This is a genomic window from Devosia epidermidihirudinis (assembly GCF_000971295.1).
GTDB classification, from domain to species: Bacteria; Pseudomonadota; Alphaproteobacteria; order Rhizobiales; family Devosiaceae; genus Devosia; species Devosia epidermidihirudinis.
This window is the reverse complement of the sequence record NZ_LANJ01000004.1, coordinates 69,426-85,299: the sequence shown is the minus strand read 5'-3', so window position 1 is coordinate 85,299 and position 15,874 is coordinate 69,426. Positions and strand designations below refer to the sequence as shown.

At 62.3% G+C, this 15,874-nt stretch carries 16 protein-coding genes; 4 read left to right on the top strand and 12 right to left on the bottom strand.

The genetic code is table 11. The annotated features are described in order from the left end of the window. Positions 1 to 3: 3 nt before the first annotated feature. Positions 4 to 897, bottom strand: coding sequence for a LysR family transcriptional regulator (locus tag WH87_RS01695; protein WP_046140099.1), 894 nt, complete (start codon positions 895 to 897; stop codon positions 4 to 6). 92 nt (positions 898 to 989) lie between these two features. Here WH87_RS01695 and WH87_RS01690 point away from each other — a divergent pair, with 92 nt between their 5' ends. The 3 genes from WH87_RS01690 to WH87_RS01680 are packed head-to-tail and all read left to right on the top strand — an operon-like array spanning position 990 to position 3,691. Next, positions 990 to 1,385: a (R)-mandelonitrile lyase gene (locus WH87_RS01690; RefSeq protein ID WP_046140100.1), complete on the top strand. Its 396-nt coding sequence runs from the start codon at positions 990 to 992 to the stop codon at positions 1,383 to 1,385. A gap of 40 nt (positions 1,386 to 1,425) precedes the next feature. Continuing rightward, positions 1,426 to 2,418, top strand: coding sequence for an aldo/keto reductase (locus tag WH87_RS01685; RefSeq protein ID WP_046140101.1), 993 nt, complete (start codon positions 1,426 to 1,428; stop codon positions 2,416 to 2,418). 34 nt (positions 2,419 to 2,452) lie between these two features. After that, positions 2,453 to 3,691: a multidrug effflux MFS transporter gene (locus WH87_RS01680; protein WP_046140102.1), complete on the top strand. Its 1,239-nt coding sequence runs from the start codon at positions 2,453 to 2,455 to the stop codon at positions 3,689 to 3,691. On the opposite strand, the gene WH87_RS01675 is transcribed toward WH87_RS01680, so the two are convergent. The 4 genes from WH87_RS01675 to WH87_RS01660 all read right to left on the bottom strand — a co-directional run bounded on the left by WH87_RS01675 (position 3,688) and on the right by WH87_RS01660 (position 7,530). Next, a complete protein-coding gene (locus WH87_RS01675) occupies positions 3,688 to 5,025 on the bottom strand; it encodes a putative bifunctional diguanylate cyclase/phosphodiesterase (protein WP_046140103.1) in 1,338 nt (445 codons plus the stop codon). The genes WH87_RS01680 and WH87_RS01675 overlap by 4 nt on opposite strands. Positions 5,026 to 5,229: 204 nt before the next feature. After that, positions 5,230 to 6,150: a PRC-barrel domain-containing protein gene (locus tag WH87_RS01670; protein WP_052726564.1), complete on the bottom strand. Its 921-nt coding sequence runs from the start codon at positions 6,148 to 6,150 to the stop codon at positions 5,230 to 5,232. 67 nt (positions 6,151 to 6,217) lie between these two features. Continuing rightward, positions 6,218 to 6,742, bottom strand: a complete 525-nt coding sequence (locus WH87_RS01665; RefSeq protein ID WP_052726565.1) for a PRC-barrel domain-containing protein — start codon at positions 6,740 to 6,742, stop codon at positions 6,218 to 6,220. A gap of 329 nt (positions 6,743 to 7,071) precedes the next feature. Further along, a complete protein-coding gene (locus WH87_RS01660; RefSeq protein WP_046140178.1) occupies positions 7,072 to 7,530 on the bottom strand; it encodes a GNAT family N-acetyltransferase in 459 nt (152 codons plus the stop codon). A gap of 103 nt (positions 7,531 to 7,633) precedes the next feature. Here WH87_RS01660 and WH87_RS01655 point away from each other — a divergent pair, with 103 nt between their 5' ends. After that, on the top strand, positions 7,634 to 8,191 hold the full coding sequence (locus WH87_RS01655; protein WP_156167911.1) for a GNAT family N-acetyltransferase: 558 nt from the start codon (positions 7,634 to 7,636) through the stop codon (positions 8,189 to 8,191). On the opposite strand, the gene WH87_RS01650 is transcribed toward WH87_RS01655, so the two are convergent. From WH87_RS01650 to fliF, 7 genes are all read right to left on the bottom strand, one after another. Continuing rightward, positions 8,175 to 8,459 carry a putative quinol monooxygenase gene (locus WH87_RS01650; protein ID WP_046140104.1) on the bottom strand — a complete coding sequence of 95 codons (285 nt, stop codon included), beginning with the start codon at positions 8,457 to 8,459 and terminating at the stop codon, positions 8,175 to 8,177. The two genes, WH87_RS01655 and WH87_RS01650, sit on opposite strands and share 17 nt — an antisense overlap. Before the next feature lies 1 nt (position 8,460). After that, on the bottom strand, positions 8,461 to 10,599 hold the full coding sequence (flhA, locus tag WH87_RS01645) for a flagellar biosynthesis protein FlhA (protein WP_046140105.1): 2,139 nt from the start codon (positions 10,597 to 10,599) through the stop codon (positions 8,461 to 8,463). Between the two features lie 95 nt (positions 10,600 to 10,694). Continuing rightward, the gene (gene flbD / locus WH87_RS01640; protein WP_046140106.1) at positions 10,695 to 12,062 is read right to left on the bottom strand and encodes a sigma-54-dependent transcriptional regulator FlbD; all 1,368 of its coding nucleotides are present in this window, start codon (positions 12,060 to 12,062) and stop codon (positions 10,695 to 10,697) included. Positions 12,063 to 12,073: 11 nt separating this feature from the next. Further along, positions 12,074 to 12,364, bottom strand: coding sequence for a flagellar motor switch protein FliN (gene fliN / locus WH87_RS01635; RefSeq protein ID WP_046140180.1), 291 nt, complete (start codon positions 12,362 to 12,364; stop codon positions 12,074 to 12,076). Between the two features lie 41 nt (positions 12,365 to 12,405). Beyond that, positions 12,406 to 13,059, bottom strand: a complete 654-nt coding sequence (locus tag WH87_RS01630) for a FliH/SctL family protein (protein ID WP_046140107.1) — start codon at positions 13,057 to 13,059, stop codon at positions 12,406 to 12,408. 3 nt (positions 13,060 to 13,062) lie between these two features. Next, positions 13,063 to 14,109 (bottom strand): flagellar motor switch protein FliG, encoded by a 1,047-nt coding sequence (gene fliG / locus WH87_RS01625; protein ID WP_082092431.1) that lies wholly within the window; start codon positions 14,107 to 14,109, stop codon positions 13,063 to 13,065. A gap of 32 nt (positions 14,110 to 14,141) precedes the next feature. After that, on the bottom strand, positions 14,142 to 15,773 hold the full coding sequence (gene fliF / locus WH87_RS01620) for a flagellar basal-body MS-ring/collar protein FliF (protein WP_082092461.1): 1,632 nt from the start codon (positions 15,771 to 15,773) through the stop codon (positions 14,142 to 14,144). Between the last annotated feature and the right edge of the window lie 101 nt (positions 15,774 to 15,874).

Genomic DNA, 15,874 nt, shown 5'->3' with positions numbered 1-15,874 from the left:
AACCTAGCCGCGATAGCGCAGCGCCTCGACCAGCAGGGAGAATGCTGGCGAGGGTTGGCGACGGTTTGGATAGTACAGGTGATAGCCGACAAAGGTCGGGCACCATTCTTCCATCACGCGCGCCAACTGCCCACTGGCGAGAGCTGGCCCTGCCAGATCTTCAGGAATACAGGCGAGCCCATGGCCCGCTATGGCGGCGTCGAGGATCGGGCGGCTGGAGCTAAACGTCAGCTGGCCCTCTACTCGTACGTTGAGCCTGCGCCCGTCGCGCTCAAACTCCCATGCATAAAGCCCCCCATAGGTCAGTAGCCGCAAATTGATGCAGTTGTGCGCTGAGAGATCGTGCGGATTGCTGGGGGCAGGGACCTTGGCGAAATAGGTTGGTGCGCCGACGACGGCCATGCGCCAGTCGGGGCCGATGCGCACCGCGATCATATCCTTGGCCACCTGCTCGCCCAAGCGCACGCCCGCGTCGTATCCCTGCGCGATAATGTCGGTCAGGGCGTTGTCGAGATGCACTTCGAGCTTGATATCGGGATATTGGGCGAGGAAGCTGTTGAGGCGCGGCAGCAGCACGGCATTGGTGGCGTGTTCGACAGCCGAGATACGCAGATTGCCAGTCGGGCTCGTGCGCAATGCGGTCAGCGCATTGAGTTCACCTTCGATTTCATCCAGCCTTGGGCTGACAAACAGCAGTAGCCGTTCGCCCGCTTCCGTGGGCGCGACGCTGCGGGTGGTGCGGGCGAGCAGACGAATGCCCAGTCGCGCTTCGAGCCGCCGCACGGTATGGCTGAGTGAGGATTGGGAAATGCCCAGCTTGGCGGCCGCGCGCGTAAAGTTGCGCTCCTTGGCGACCATCAGGAAGGCCTGAATATCGTTGATATCGGAACGGGCCATTTATGAAACCAAACCATAAGATCATGCCAAGCTAGCATCTTATCGCACAGTGCCAAACGGCCTAGTTTACCCAGCAAGAGGAAGACAACCCCATGAAGATCACCCGCGCCGGTAGCCAGAAGTCCGGCAAGGCCTCGCCAGACTGGTTCAGCGGGCAGGTGCGGATCGACCCGCTCTTTGCCGCCGAAAGCCCCGCGCGAGCCGCTGGTATTTCCGTGACGTTCGAGCCGGGCGCGCGCACGGCGTGGCACACCCATCCCTTGGGTCAGGTGCTGATTGTAACGTCCGGCTGTGGCCGTGTGCAGCGCTGGGGCGATGCGATCGAGGATATTCGGCCCGGCGATGTGGTGCATTTCGCGCCCGGCGAAAAGCATTGGCATGGCGCGGGCCCTGACACTGCCATGACGCACATTGCCATCCACGAAGCTTTGGATGGCGTGGCGGTGGATTGGCTGGAATTCGTGACGGACGAGCAATACGGCGCCTAGCCAGTCCCGGTGCCGCGCAGGGATCAACGAGGAACGAGACATGCTGAAACGCAAACTTGGCGGACGTGGTCTTGAGGTGTCGGCGCTGGCATTGGGCTGTATGGGCTACGGACTGACGCGCGATATTCCCGATCGTGCCGAGATGATCGAGGTGATCCGGGCGGCGGTCGAGCGCGGTGTTGATCTGTTCGACACCGCCGAGATTTATGGCCCGCTGACCAATGAAGAGATGGTGGGCGAGGCGCTGGCGCCGCTACGCCGGCAGGTCAAGATTGCCACCAAGTTCGGCTGGAATATCGATCCGGTGACGGGCGAGAATTTTGGTGGGGTCAACAGCAAGCCCGCCCATATCAAGGCAGCGGTTGAGGGGAGCCTCAAGCGGCTCGGGGTCGATCATATTGATCTGCTCTATCAACACCGCGTCGATCCCGATGTGCCGATGGAAGATGTGGCGGGGACGGTCAAGGACCTGATCGCGGCCGGTAAAGTGAGCTATTTCGGGCTCTCGGAAGCGGGCGCCGACTCCATTCGGCGGGCCCATGCCGAGCAGCCCGTCAGTGCGTTGCAGAGCGAGTACTCCTTGTGGACCCGCGAGCCCGAGACCGACGTGTTTCCGGTGTTGGAAGAACTGGGCATTGGCTTTGTGCCGTTCAGCCCATTGGGTCGAGGCTTCCTGACCGGCAAGATCGATGCCGCGACGATGTTTTCAGATAATGACCTGCGCAGCAAAATCCCGCGCTTTTCGCCAGAGGCGCGCGTCACCAATCAGAAGCTGATCGATCTGCTGCGGGTTGTCGGCGAGCGGCACGAGGCGACGCCGGGGCAGGTCGCGCTGGCCTGGATCCTGGTCCAGCGGCCATGGATCGTGCCGCTGTTCGGCACGCGCAAGATCGGGCGGCTGGATGAAAACCTGGGTGCGCTACAAGTGCGCTTGAACAGCGCCGATCTCGCCGAGATCCAGACCGTCGCCGATACCATCAAGGTCGAAGGCGAGCGCTATCCCGCCGAGATGATGAAGCTGGTGGGCCTCTAACCTCCAACCGCCACCCTCAAATTGTGAGTGAGCCATGAGCCTCAACAACAACTCCGCTGCGGCGGACATCGCCTCGTCACGCCCTGCCGGTCGCGATCTGCAACGGCTGGCGATCCTCAGCACGTTGATGGCGTTTGCCGCCATTTCAACGGATCTCTACTTGCCCGCCATTCCAAGCATGAGTGCCGCGCTTCGCGCCCAGCCGGGCACGCTGGAGCTGACGATCTCGGCCTATCTCATTGGGTTCAGCGCCGGGCAATTGTTCTGGGGGCCGATTGGCGACCGCTTCGGGCGGCGCTTGCCGGTGGCCCTGGGGCTGGTCATCTTCGTCATCGGCTCGATGGGCTGCGCACTCTCGGGCGATGCCTGGCAACTGATCGGCTGGCGCGTCGTGCAAGCTTTGGGGGCCTGCGCCAGTGTGGTGTTGGCGCGCGCCATGGTGCGCGATCTTTATGGTCGCGACCGGGGCGCCAGGATGCTGTCGACGCTGATGACCGTGATGGCCATTGCCCCCTTGGTGGGGCCAAGCGTTGGCGCGCAAATCCTTGCCATTGGCACATGGCAGGCCATTTTCTGGACGCTGGCGGTCATTGGAGTGCTGACGCTGGCCGCACTGTTCACGCTGCCCGAAACGCTGGCGCCTGAGCACCGCAATACCGAGCCCCTGGGCAAGGCTTTTGCCGCTTATGGCGCCTTGCTCGGCAATCGGCGACTGCTGGGTTATGCGGGGGCGGTGGGCTTCTTCTTCAGCGGCACCTTTGCTTATATCGCCAGCTCGCCCTTCGCCTTCATCACCTTTCACGGCGTCACGCCGCAGCTTTACGCGATCCTGTTTGCGGTGGGCATTGTCGGGTTGATGGTCGCCAACCAGATCAATGCCCGTCTGGTGGGGCGTTTTGGCAGCGACAGGCTCCTGGCCATCGGCGCTACGGGCGCTGCGGTCACCGGGGTTCTGGTGGCGTTGCAGGTGCTGACCGGGCTGGGTGGTGTCTGGGGCTTTGCGATTGACACGTGGCTCTTCGTCGCCATGAACGGTTTCATCGTCGCCAATGCCATTTCGGGTGCGCTGGCAGACTTTCCGACGCGCGCAGGGGCCGTGTCGGCGCTACTGGGCGCGTTTCAATATGGGTGTGGCGTTGTCGGCTCGGGGCTGGCCAGCGTCTTTGCCGATGGCACGCCCTGGCCGATGGGCTGGGTCATGGCGCTGTCCGGCATTGGATGTCTGGCCTGCGCACTTCTGGTGCGGGCGGACCGGAGCCGGGTGGCGGGCTAGGCCGCCGCAGTGCGGACGGTTCGCTCGAACTCCTCGAGCGGCACGGGCCGGCCGAACAGATAGCCCTGGAACTCGGTGCAGCCATTGTCGCGCAGCAGGCGGAACTGTTCCTGCGTTTCGATGCCTTCGGCCAAGACCGCGATGTCCATGTCGCGGCCGAGCTGGATGATGTTGCGCGCCATGGTGGCGCTGCGTTTGCTCTCGGTGACGTCCTGCACAAAGCTGCGGTCCATCTTGAGCTGATTGATGGGCAGGCGGCGCAGATAGCTGAGCGAGGAGAAGCCGGTGCCGAAATCGTCCAGCGAGATCGACACACCAACGGCGCGCAGGATGTGCATCTTGGCGACGACAACTTCCATGTCCGCCACCATGACGCTTTCGGTCAGTTCCAGCTTGAGCCGGGTGGGGTTGATCTTGTGGACCTCAAGCGCATGCAGCACGCTCTGCTCGAAGTTGTTTTCGAGGAACTGGCTGGCGCTGACATTGACCGACAGGGTCAAATGGCTGGTTTCCGGATGGGTCTGCCACAGGGCCAGCGTCTTGCAGCCTTCGTTGAGCACCCAGGCGCCAATGCGCACCATCAACCCGGCCTGTTCGGCGACGGGCACGAATTCGGCGGGCGAGATTGGGCCGCGCTCCGGCGTTGACCAGCGCAGCAGGACTTCCGCCCCCAGCATTTCGCCACTGCGATTGACCTGGGGCTGATAGGCCAGGGTGAAGCTATCATTCCACAGCGCCACCTGCAGTGCTTGCGCCATCGTATTGGTCCGCTCGAACTCGGTCTGCATGACATAGGCGCCGCCAGCCAGCATGGCCACGGCGACCAGCGCATTGATCCAGGACCCGGAAATGCGGACTTCGTCAGACAGCGGCTGTGCGAACGAGAAGTGCATCGGGGTGCTGGCAAAGGCGACAAAGGCCACGAGACACAGGGCGATAATAACGAGCTGCGGCTTCGAGCGGTGACGCTGGAAGTTCATATAGCCCAGCATGGCCAGCACCAGCAGGTAGAGATGGCTCACCCGTGGCGCTACCTCGCTCGGCACATCGAGATAGAGGCACATGGCGACGGTGATGGCGAGAAAAGCCAGCTGCGACAGCATCAGCGCCAGGGAGAGGCGGCCAGTGTGGGTAAGCCACCAGCTCACCAGACAAACCGCCGCCATCGCGCCCTGTGTGCCCACAAGGCCCCATTGCCGCATGGAGAAGAACACAAGCCCCCAAAACAGGGCAATCGACATCACCACCAGGCAAGCCGTCTTGTAGGCAAAGACTAACCGACGCGAGCGTCGATCGTCGGTTTTACCGGACTGGCTGGCATCGGTAGATGACACTCATGCCCCCCTAGGCTTCGTCAAGCGGTGTCGAACTATAGCCGATCATAACATCGATACATAAATGACACATCCGCTTTAATAGATGGTGATTTTTTTGCTGTCGGTTGTCCATGTCTTGTTGCTGCGCGGCAGACGTGCGACGGATTCATCGTCTTACTTGCTGATGGATAAGAAATTTTCCATGTTCTCGCCGGCTCATTACTAGGGCGTGATCACCATGCGCTGGTTGTCGCCTTCGCCGGGATAGGTATCGGGATTGTATTCGGTCTGTGCTTCGAGCTGGTCCCGCGTGGTGTTGAGGAACAGATAGCGGTTGCCGCTGGTGTCGGTGGAGAAGGCAAGGTTGTCGTAGCCAACTGCAACGGGCTTGGCGCCGAGGCCGAGGAAGCCGCCCACATCGACGATCACCGCGTCGATGGTCCCATCGGAATGGTTGACCACATTGCCGATCGTGCCGATCTGCTCGTCGTTAATCCCATAGACTGGAATGCCGCTAAGCTGATCTGCGGTCAGGCCTTTCTCGTCGAGATTGGTGAAGCCAGTGCGGTCAATCGGGGTGGTGATTGCGGCGCGCTCGGGGGCATCGGTTGTCAGGGTCGGGTCGACGGGTGCGGCGTTGGGATTGCCGGGCGCAAGCTGGGCTTCCTGTTCGGCCGAGGTCAGGGCAGGGGCGCCGGTGTTCTCGACACTATCGGACCAGATGAAGGCGGGGGCAGCGCGCAGGTCTTCGGCGGTGCTTTCCAGCACCCAGCGGCGGCTGCCATCGGGGCGAGTGGCCCAATCGAGCTGGTGGAAGTCGACTGCAACATCCTTGCTGCCGACGCCCAGAAAGCCGCCGACGCTCACCACGACGGCTGAAATGCCGATGCCGGAGCTGACGACGATATCCTTGATGTTGCCGATCTCCTCGGCATTGTCCTCGACAGAGGAATAGACGGTCTGGTTGAGCAGTTTGGTCACCAGAGTGTCTTCGGCGTCATTGGCATAGCCCTGTGACAGCACGGTCGGTGGTGTCAGTCCACTCTGTTCAAGCTGTGTGCTCGCGGGGGCCGGGCTCTGCGCCAGTGTGGGCGCGGCCAGCAGCACGGCGAGGGCAGAGGCAGTGATCAGAGTGCGCAGCATGAATGTCTCCTGTGACGCGGAAGGCCGGCCCTGATGGGCCGGCCTGGTTGATCCCGGACGGGATCGCTTAGTTGGCAACTGGCGCAGGGGCGACCACATCACCAGCTGGCGCTGGGGCGACCACGACGCCTTCAGCTGGCTTGTCGTCCCTCCAGACGAATTCCGGAGCGGCCTTGAGGGCATCAGCTGTGGTTGGAACAACCCAGCGTTCAGTCTGGTCGGCAGCGATCACGAATTCCAGCGAATGGAAGTCAACCGCAACGGACTTCTCGCCAATGCCGAGGAAGCCACCGACGCCGATCACGACTGCGGTGATCTGGCCTTCGGCATCAAAGACGATGTCGGAGATGTTGCCGATGTTCTCGGCGTCATCTGCGCGCGACGAATACACAGGCTGACCAATCAGGTGCGTCCCGAGATTGTCGGTATCAACGGCGGTATAGCCCGCCGAAAGGTCCCAGGGAGCCCGGACCTGTGTCGTCACTGCTGCACCATCGACGGTGGTCGTTACGGCGGGGGCAGCGTCCTGTGCCATCACACCAGCGGTCATCAGAGCGGCGATAGTGGTAGTGGTCAAAAGAGTGCGGATCATTGTAGGCTCCATAGGTTCATCGTTGAGGTGAACAGGGCCGTGCGACACAAAACTTGCCGGTGGAGTGCCGTGCGGCCCATATGACCAGTCAACGCCTCATCATCGCGAGACGTTCCCCGCAATTTTGTCGCGGGGGCGCTGAAGCCGGTTCTTTTGGAATTGAAAAGGCCGGCTCTCAGACGAGGCCGGCCTTCTCCGCCTCCCTGGCGGATTGGTGTTCTTGGAGGACCCGCGCCGCGCATTTCGCGCACAGGGCTCCCAACATCGCAGACCTTAGCGCACCCCGTGAGGCAAGGCACCCGAAGTCGTGCGGCAGGCTTAAGAGGTTCCTAATTGGTTAATTCAGCGGTCTCGCGATCATAGGTGCGCATGGCGCGGTGCGGCATGCCGCCGTCGAAGAATTCCGGGCCGAACGCGGCATAGCCAAGCTTCTCGTAAAAACTGAGCTTGTCCGACTGGGCAGTGAGATAAAACCGATCCCGTCCCTTGGCGCGGCAATGCTCCATGGCGGCCAGCATCATGGTCTTGGCAATACCGCGACCGCGCCAGCTGAGGCGTACCGCCACGCGACCGATCTTGGCGTGTTCGGGCTTGTTGATCACGCGCAGCGTGCCCACGACTTCACCATCGGCAATGGCCACGAAATGGGTCGCGGTGAGGTCGTCGGCGTCGTGTTCTTCCTCTTCAGGAACTTTTTGTTCCCAGACAAAGACCTCGCGTCGGAGGGCGAACGCCGCATTGCAAAGCGTGGAAAAGGGTGGGGCGATGAGAACGGTGATATCAGACATGGCCGCAGAATAGCGCAGGGCATGGGCCGCTTGGAAGGGGCCGGGGCAGGACAATTCTCTCGCTGAGATTTTGTGCTATGAGCAGGCAAACAGGAGCAGGATTTTGAGTTTTCTCTTGCGCATGCGGGTCTTGGCCGAGACCGAACTGGTGACTGAGCGGCTGGTGCTGGAGCCCTTGCGGCCCGACCATGCAGTGGCACTGCTCGCGGGTCTGCAGGACGAGCAGCTCTATAGATTTATCCCTCAGGACCCACCGGCCGATCTGGCATGGCTCACGGCGCGGTTTACGCGGATTTCAACACGCGGTCCGGCTGATGGGAACGCCGTCTGGATGAACTGGGCGATCCGATGCGGCGACGTTTATTGCGGGCAGTTTGAGGCCACGGCGACCGAGAACGGCTCTGTCGATATCGCCTATTTCATCTTCACCGCGTACCAGAGGCAGGGACTGGCCAAGGAGGCGGCGCGAGCAGTGGTTGCGGCCCTGCTCAACGATCCGGACCTGCGAATGATTGGTGCCTCTCTCGATACGCGCAACGAGGCCTCGGCGGGTTTGGTTGAGGCCCTCGGCTTTGCGCGAATTGCGACCGTCAAGGATGCGGACTTCTTCAAGGGCGCGAGTTCGGACGAATATCGCTACGAGCTTACTCGTCCGTCGTGATGGTGTAGTGGCGCGGCAGGCCCTCGGTGACTTTGGCCCAGTCCGAGGCCTGGGCGCGGGTCTGATGGGCGTCAAACGCGGCCTGATCGGTGAACAGTTCCGAGACCACGAAGCGCCCTGCCTCAATATCGCTCTGCTCGACCGCGAAGGCGAGGCAACCCGGTTCGGCTCGGGTGAGGGCGACGTGGGCAGGCAAGGCCGCCACGACGGCTGCGATGCGAGCGTGCGGCACGTCCATATAGCCTTCCAGACGTACCTTGCCGGTCATTTTAGATGCTCCCCACCGTCTTGAGACGGATACGCGGATGGACTTCGTTCTGGCTCATCACCACCGTCTGCGGCCGGAAGCGCTCGATGATGGAGCGGACATGGGGGCGAATGCCGGGCGAGGTGATCAGCACGGGCAGCTCGCCCATCTGGGCAGCGCGCTCATAACCCTGCTGGATGGCGGCGATGAACTGCTGCAGGCGCGACGGGGCCATGGCGAGGTGGCGATTGTCGCCATCGCCGACCATGGCTTCGGCAAAGTCGCGTTCCCACTGGGGCGACAGGGTCATCAGCGGCAGATTGCCGTCGGGGCCGAGATTTGCGGCGCAGAGCTGGCGGGCGAGGCGGCTGCGGACGTGCTCTGCAATCATCTGGATCGAACGGCCGGGTGCCGCGATTTCGGCTACGGCTTCGAGAATGCTCGACAGGTCGCGGATCGAGATGCGCTCGTTGAGCAGCGCCTGCAGCACGCGCTGGAGGCCGGAGACCGAGATCAGGCCGGGGACGATGTCTTCCACCAGCTTCTGCTGATCCTTGGGCAGGCCAGACAGCAACGACTGCACATTAGCGTAGCTCAGGAGGTCGGCGACATTGGCTTTCAGCACTTCGGTCAGGTGCGTTGAGATGACCGTCGATGGATCGATGATCGAAAGGCCACGCAGCTCGGCTTCGTCGCGCAGTGCGGGTTCGATCCAGGTGGCAGGCAGGCCGAAGGTCGGCTCGGTGGTGTGGTGGCCCGGCAGGTCGATCTGGTTGCCATAGGGGTCCATGACCATGAGCTGGTTGGCAAAAATCTGGCCGTGGCCCGCTTCGACTTCCTTGATGCGAACCTTATAATCATTGGGCTCGAGCTGCATGTTGTCGAGGATGCGCACGGGCGGCATGACAAAACCCAGCTCGCCCGCCAGCTGACGGCGCAGCGCCTTGATCTGCTCGGTCAGACGATCGCTGCCGTTCTCGTCTTCCTTGACCAGCGACAGCAAGCCGTAGCCGAGCTCGAGCTTGAGTTCGTCGATCTTGAGACTGTCGGTGATCGGCACTTCGTTCGAGTTGGCGCCTGCAGCGCCGGGCTGGGCAGCGGCTTCGGTGGCAGCCTTGATCAGCGCATCGGCCTTTTTGTCATCCTTGGTGCGGGCGGCGCGCCAGGCCATGTAGCCAACGCCGGCTGCTAGCGCCAGGAAGGTCAGCACAGGCATGCCGGGCAGCATGGCCAGCAGCGCCATGACGGCGGCAGACATGCCCAGCGCACGCGGATAGCCGGTGAACTGGGATGACAGGGCTTTGTCGGCGGAGCCAGTGACGCCGGACTTGGAGACGAGGATACCGGCAGCAGTCGAGACGATCAGCGCCGGGATCTGGGAGACCAGGCCATCACCGATGGTGAGCAGGGTATAGACGCTGCCGGCTTCCTGGACCGACAGGCCCTCCTGCATCATGCCGATGACCATGCCAGCGGAAATGTTGATGAAGGTGATGATCAGGCCGGCAATGGCGTCGCCGCGCACGAACTTGGACGCACCGTCCATGTTACCGAAAAAGGCGCTTTCGCCCTCAAGGTCGGCGCGGCGCTGCTTTGCGGTAGCCTCGTCGATCAGCCCGGCGGACAGGTCGGCGTCGATGGCCATCTGCTTGCCGGGCATGGCGTCCAGATTGAAGCGCGCAGCCACTTCGGCGATACGGCCCGAACCCTTGGTGATGACGATGAAGTTCACGATCATCAGGATGGCGAACACCACCACACCGATGATGAAATTGCCGCGCATCACGAAATTGCCGAAGGCCTCGATGACGTGACCGGCCGCCGCGGTGCCGGTGTGTCCATCACTGAGGATCAGGCGGGTCGTGGCGATGGACAGGCCCAGCCGCAACATGGTCGCGATCAGCAACACGGTTGGGAAAGACGAGAATTCCAGCGGTTTCTGGATGAACAGGGCCGTCATCAGGATCATGACGGAGAAGACGATCGAGACGGCCAGCAGCGCGTCGATGAGCAGCGGCGGCAGCGGCACGATCAGAATAACGATCAGGCCCATCACGCCGGAGGCGAGCGCGATGTCGCCCGAACGCAGCATGTCGAACACCGAACCGGCGGTGGGAACTTTAAAGGGAGCGCGAACGCGGCCGGTTGGGGTGTCAGTCATTAAATCAGTGCACCTGTTTCAGGTCTGCCACTGCCGCTTCCTTGCGGAAGAAGCAGGGCAGGAACCGCTCTACATGTGTTCGCACGATGATCCAACTAGGCCACCGATCTGCGTTCGCCGGGGTCGGGCACATTGGTGCCTTCGTCGGCATATTGGTTGAGCTTGTTGCGCAGGGTGCGGATCGAAATGCCCAGGATGTTGGCCGCATGGGTGCGGTTGCCCAGGGTGTGATCAAGGGTGTCGAGGATCAGATCGCGTTCCACATCCGCCACCGTGCGACCAACCAGGGCGCTCGACATATTGGCGGCGGTCTGGGCCAGCTGTGCCGACAAGGAGCTTGCCGCCGCAACTTCGTTCAGACCCATGCCATCGGGTAGGACAATCGCCTCCGGACCGATCACATCGCCCGATGACAGCAGCACAGCACGGTGCAGCGTGTTTTCCAGCTCGCGCACGTTGCCGGGCCATGGGGCCTTCAGCAGGGCTGCGCGGGCATCGGGGGACAGGATGCGCGTCGGTAGGCCATTGGCCTTGGCGTATTTGGCAACGAAGTGCTCGGACAGCGCCACGATATCGCCGGGGCGATCGCGCAGGGCGGGGAGCTTGAGGTTGACCACGTTGAGACGGAACAGCAGGTCCTCGCGGAAGCTGCCTTCGCGGACGGCTTCATTGAGGTTGCGGTTGGACGTCGCCAGGATGCGGATATCGACCGGCACAGGCTTGCCACCGCCGACGCGGTCGATAAGACGCTCCTGAATGGCGCGCAGCAGTTTTGCTTGCAGGCGCACGTCCATTTCGCTGATTTCGTCGAGAAGCAGTGTACCACCAGATGCTTCTTCGAACTTGCCGATGCGGCGCGCGATGGCGCCGGTAAAGGCACCCTTTTCATGGCCGAACAGCTCGGATTCCAGCAGCGCCTCGGGGATTGCGGCGCAGTTGACCGAGATGAACGGCTTGTTGCCGCGCTTGGATCGCGCGTGCACGTATTTGGCGATGACCTCCTTGCCGGTGCCACTCTCACCGGTGATCAGAATTGAAGCGTCGGAGCCCGCGATCTGGTCAGCCATTCTGACCACGCGTTCCATTGCCGGATCGCGGAACAGGAATTCGGAGCTGTCGCGGGCGACGGCGGCGATTACTGCAGCGATCAATTCAGCGTCGGGGGGAAGGGGAATGTATTCCTTTGCCCCGGCGCGGATGGCATTGACGGCGGCTGCCGCATTGGCCTCGACGCCGCACGCCACCACGGGGATTGCGATGCGTTCGGCTTCAAGACCGGCGATCAGACCGGCAATGTCCATCACCACATCGACCAGCAGCAGATCGGCACCACGGCCCGCACGCAGTGCGGCGAGGGCGATTTCGACGGACGGGGCATGGGCCACCTTAGCCCCGCCGTTCATCGCCATCTTGGTGGCTTCGCTGAGTTGGCCTTCGAGGGCTCCGATGATGAGCAGACGCATCCTGGCCTCCCTTATTGTGGTTTGATGATTTCGGTCATGGTGACGCCGAGCCGGTTTTCCACCAGCACGATTTCACCACGGGCGACCAGACGATCATTGACGAAGATTTCGACGGCTTCGCCGACCTGACGGTCCAGTTCGATGACGGTTCCAGTGTCGAGGCGCAGCAGGTCGCTGACCGGCATCTTGGTGCGGCCAAGCACCACCGAAATGCGGACCGGCACATCGAACACGGCTTCGAGGTCAGCCGCGCTGCGCTCGATATGGGCTTCGGGGCTGTCGGCCTTGCCGGGTGCAGCCATCTCTTCGAAGGTGATACCTTCGCCGTCGTTACCGGGAGTGCTCAATGACCCGTCTCCTGTTGGTTGGATGCGCCACTGCGGGCATTGAGATAAGCTGAAATCTTGCGGTCGATGTCCTGGGATACCGAGCCGATGTCGCGCACCAGCCCGCCATCCACCCATTCCAGGCGCCCGTCACCGAGGCGCTGATCGGGATCGCCCATCACCACCAGGCGGCCGGAAAATCCGGACGTGTGCATGTGGGCGGTAGCGATGTCGCGGATGCCGTCGGCAATGTCGGGGTGGCAGCGCACAACCAGATGCGGCACGCCGGCAAGGCTCTGCATGCATTCCCCGATCAGCGCGTCCAGTTCCGTGGTGGGGAAGCGCGCCAGAAGGTGCAGCGCCAGCTTGCGGCCGATGCTGGCCGCCAGCTCAACGGCTTCCCGGCGGTTCTGCGCGGCGGCATCGTCGAACGCTGCGGCCATTTCTCCGGTCTGGGTTGCCAGCATTGCGGCAGCAGAGGCCAGCGTCTGGGCGGCATTGGCGGTCGCATTGCGCTCACCGGCGGCAAGACCTTCGATATAGGCTTCCTCGCGCGCCTGCGCGACGAGTTCGGCAACCAGGTCTTCGGGCACGCTGGGGCGCGGCACGGCAGCAAGCGTCGGGCTGTCGCCGAGGTCGAGATCGAAGGTGAAGCGGGCGGGTTTTGCCATGTCTTACGCCACCATCTGATCGTCGGATTTGGATTTGACGATGATGATATCGCCCTTGGCGGCCAAATCCTTGGCGGTCGACACCATGCGGCCCTGCGCTTCGTCGACATCCTTCAGGCGCACCGGACCCATGGCTTCCATATCGTCGCGCATCAGCTTAGCAGAGCGGCTCGACATATTGCCAAAGAAGGTTTCCTTGACGCCATCATTGGCGCCCTTGAGCGCCAGCGCCAGTTCCTTCTTGTCCATGCGGGTGAGCAGGGTCTGGATGGATGAAGGCTCGAGCTTGGCGAGATCTTCAAAGGTGAACATCAGCGACTTGATGCGCTCGGCATCTTCACGGCTGTGCTCTTCAAGCGTGGTGATGAAGCGCGCTTCGGTCTGGCGATCGAAGGAGTTGAAGATTTCGGCCATCTGCTCATGGCTGTCGCGACGCTTGGAGTGGTTGAGCGTCGACATGAATTCTGTGCGCAGGGTGCTCTCGATCTTTTCGAGAATTTCTTTCTGCACCTGATCCAGACCCAGCATGCGCTGCACCACATCCATGGCCAACTCTTCGGGCAAAACCGCGAGCACCTGCGAGGCGTGGTCGGTGGCGATCTTTGACAGCACCACGGCGATGGTCTGGGGATACTCGTTCTTGAGGTAGGCGGCGAGCACGTCGGCCTGCACGTTGGAGAGCTTCTCCCACATGTTGCGGCCTGCCGGACCACGGATTTCTTCCATGATCGAGTCGACCTTTTCCTGCGGCAGGAAGCTCAGCAGCAGGCGTTCGGTCGAGTCGGTATTGCCGGCCAGCGAGCCGTTGGAGGAGATCGTGGTGACGAAGTCGACCATCAGGTCATCCAGCATCTCCTGGGTGATCGGCCCCAGGCGCGCCATGGCGCGGCTCAGCTGCTTGATTTCCAGTTCGTCGAGTTCATCGAAGATGGGCTTGCCGTAATCGGGGCCGAGCGCCAGCATCAGCGCGGCAGCCTTCTCGTCGCCGGTCAGCGCGCGCTGGCTGGCATTGCCGCCGACCAACAGCTTGGTGCCACCATACTCGGCCATTTCTGCGGATTGAGAGATCATCGCCATGTCGATTACGCCGCACTACCCAGCCAGTCGCGCACGATCAACGCGGCCTGACGGGGGTTTTCTTCAACGAGACCGCCGACGGTCTTGAGCGTCTGCAGCTGGGTTTCACCCATCGACTTGGCATTGGCGACCCAGGCCGGCGTCTTGTCGTGCGGCTCGGCCGGGGTGTCGGCAACGACGATGCCGTTGGACGATAGCGTACCATGCGAACCCAGCTCAGCGGCGGGTGGCAGGGCCAGCGGCGCGACTTCCGGGGTCAGAACCTTCTTGAGCAACGGACGCATGACGAAGAACACCAGCGCCAGCGCGATGAGCAGGGTCACGCCCATTTCCGCGCCGTTCATGATGTCGTCGCGGGTGAAGTCGAGCAGGTTGCCGCCAGCATCGGTGCCGGGCGCGGCGAGCTGCGGACGTTCGGCGAACTGCATGTTGACGACTTCAACGCTGTCGCCACGGGCCTGCGAATAGCCGATGGCCGAGCGCACCAGCGTCAGGATCTGAGCAACTTCGTCAGCCGAGCGTGGCGCATAGGAGGCGTTGCCCGACCCATCGTCGGTGTAGACGCCATCAACCACTACGGCGACCGACAGGCGCTTGATCGAGCCGGCTTCGCTCACCGCAACCTGGGTGGTCTTGGAGATTTCGTAATTGGTGACTTCTTCGGTGGTCTTGCCCTGCTCGGTAGCACCGGCGGCGCCATTGTTCTGGCTGGCGCCAGGCAGCTCATTGGCCACGGTCACCTGACCATTGGCGCCATTGGCAAGGCTCTCGGTCTCGCGCACCTGGCTGGACCGCACGACCTGGCTATCGGGGTCAAAGCTTTCCGAAGTGGTGGTGGACCGGTTGTAGTCCATTTCAGCGCTGACCTGCACGCGGGCACGGCCGGCACCAACCACATTGGCCAGCATGTCTTCGACGCGGGTGCGCAGACGGTTCTCAAAACCAAGTGTGCGTTCCGCAGCTTCGCCCGACAGTGCGCCCTCAGCGGCGTTGCCGCCGCCCGAGGCGAGCAGGTTGCCCTGATCGTCGACGATGGAAACGCTGGCGGGGGAGAGGCCTTCAATGGCCGAAGCCACCAGGTGCTGGATAGCGCGGATTTCGCCAGCGCCGAGTTCGCCGCGCACGGACAGTACGATCGAGGCCGTTGGGTCCTTGCGGTCGCGACGGAACAATTCGCGCTCAGGCAGCACGAGGTGAACGCGGGCGGTCTTGATGCGGGCGAGCGAGGTGATGGTGCGGGCCAATTCGCCTTCCAGTGCGCGAACATTGTTGATGTTCTGCACAAAGCTGGTGGCGCCGAGCGTCGACTGCTCGTCGAAGATTTCATAGCCGACCTGGCCACGCTGGGGCAGGCCCGAGCCGGCAAGGTTCATGCGTAGGGCAGTGATCTGGTCGCGCGGGACCAGAATCGTGTCGCCTTCGCCGCGAAGTTCGAATGGAACGTTCTGCGTCTGCAGTTCGGTCACAATTGCCGAGGAATCCTCAAGGCTGAGACCCGTGTAAAGCGGAGCCAGATTCGGGGTCTGGGCGCGCATGACCAGGAAACCAAAAAAGCCGAGCATAAGCACAGCCACGGTTGCCATCGCGGCCAGGCGTGGCATGCCTATGCGATTGATCAGCTGGGTAAAATTGTCCACGCCCACACTCGATTCGAGACTGAACGACAGGCGCAAACACGCTTTGTCGGTCGATGGGCAAAAATTACCTACCAGATGGTAAATTTTGTCTTAACTATTGG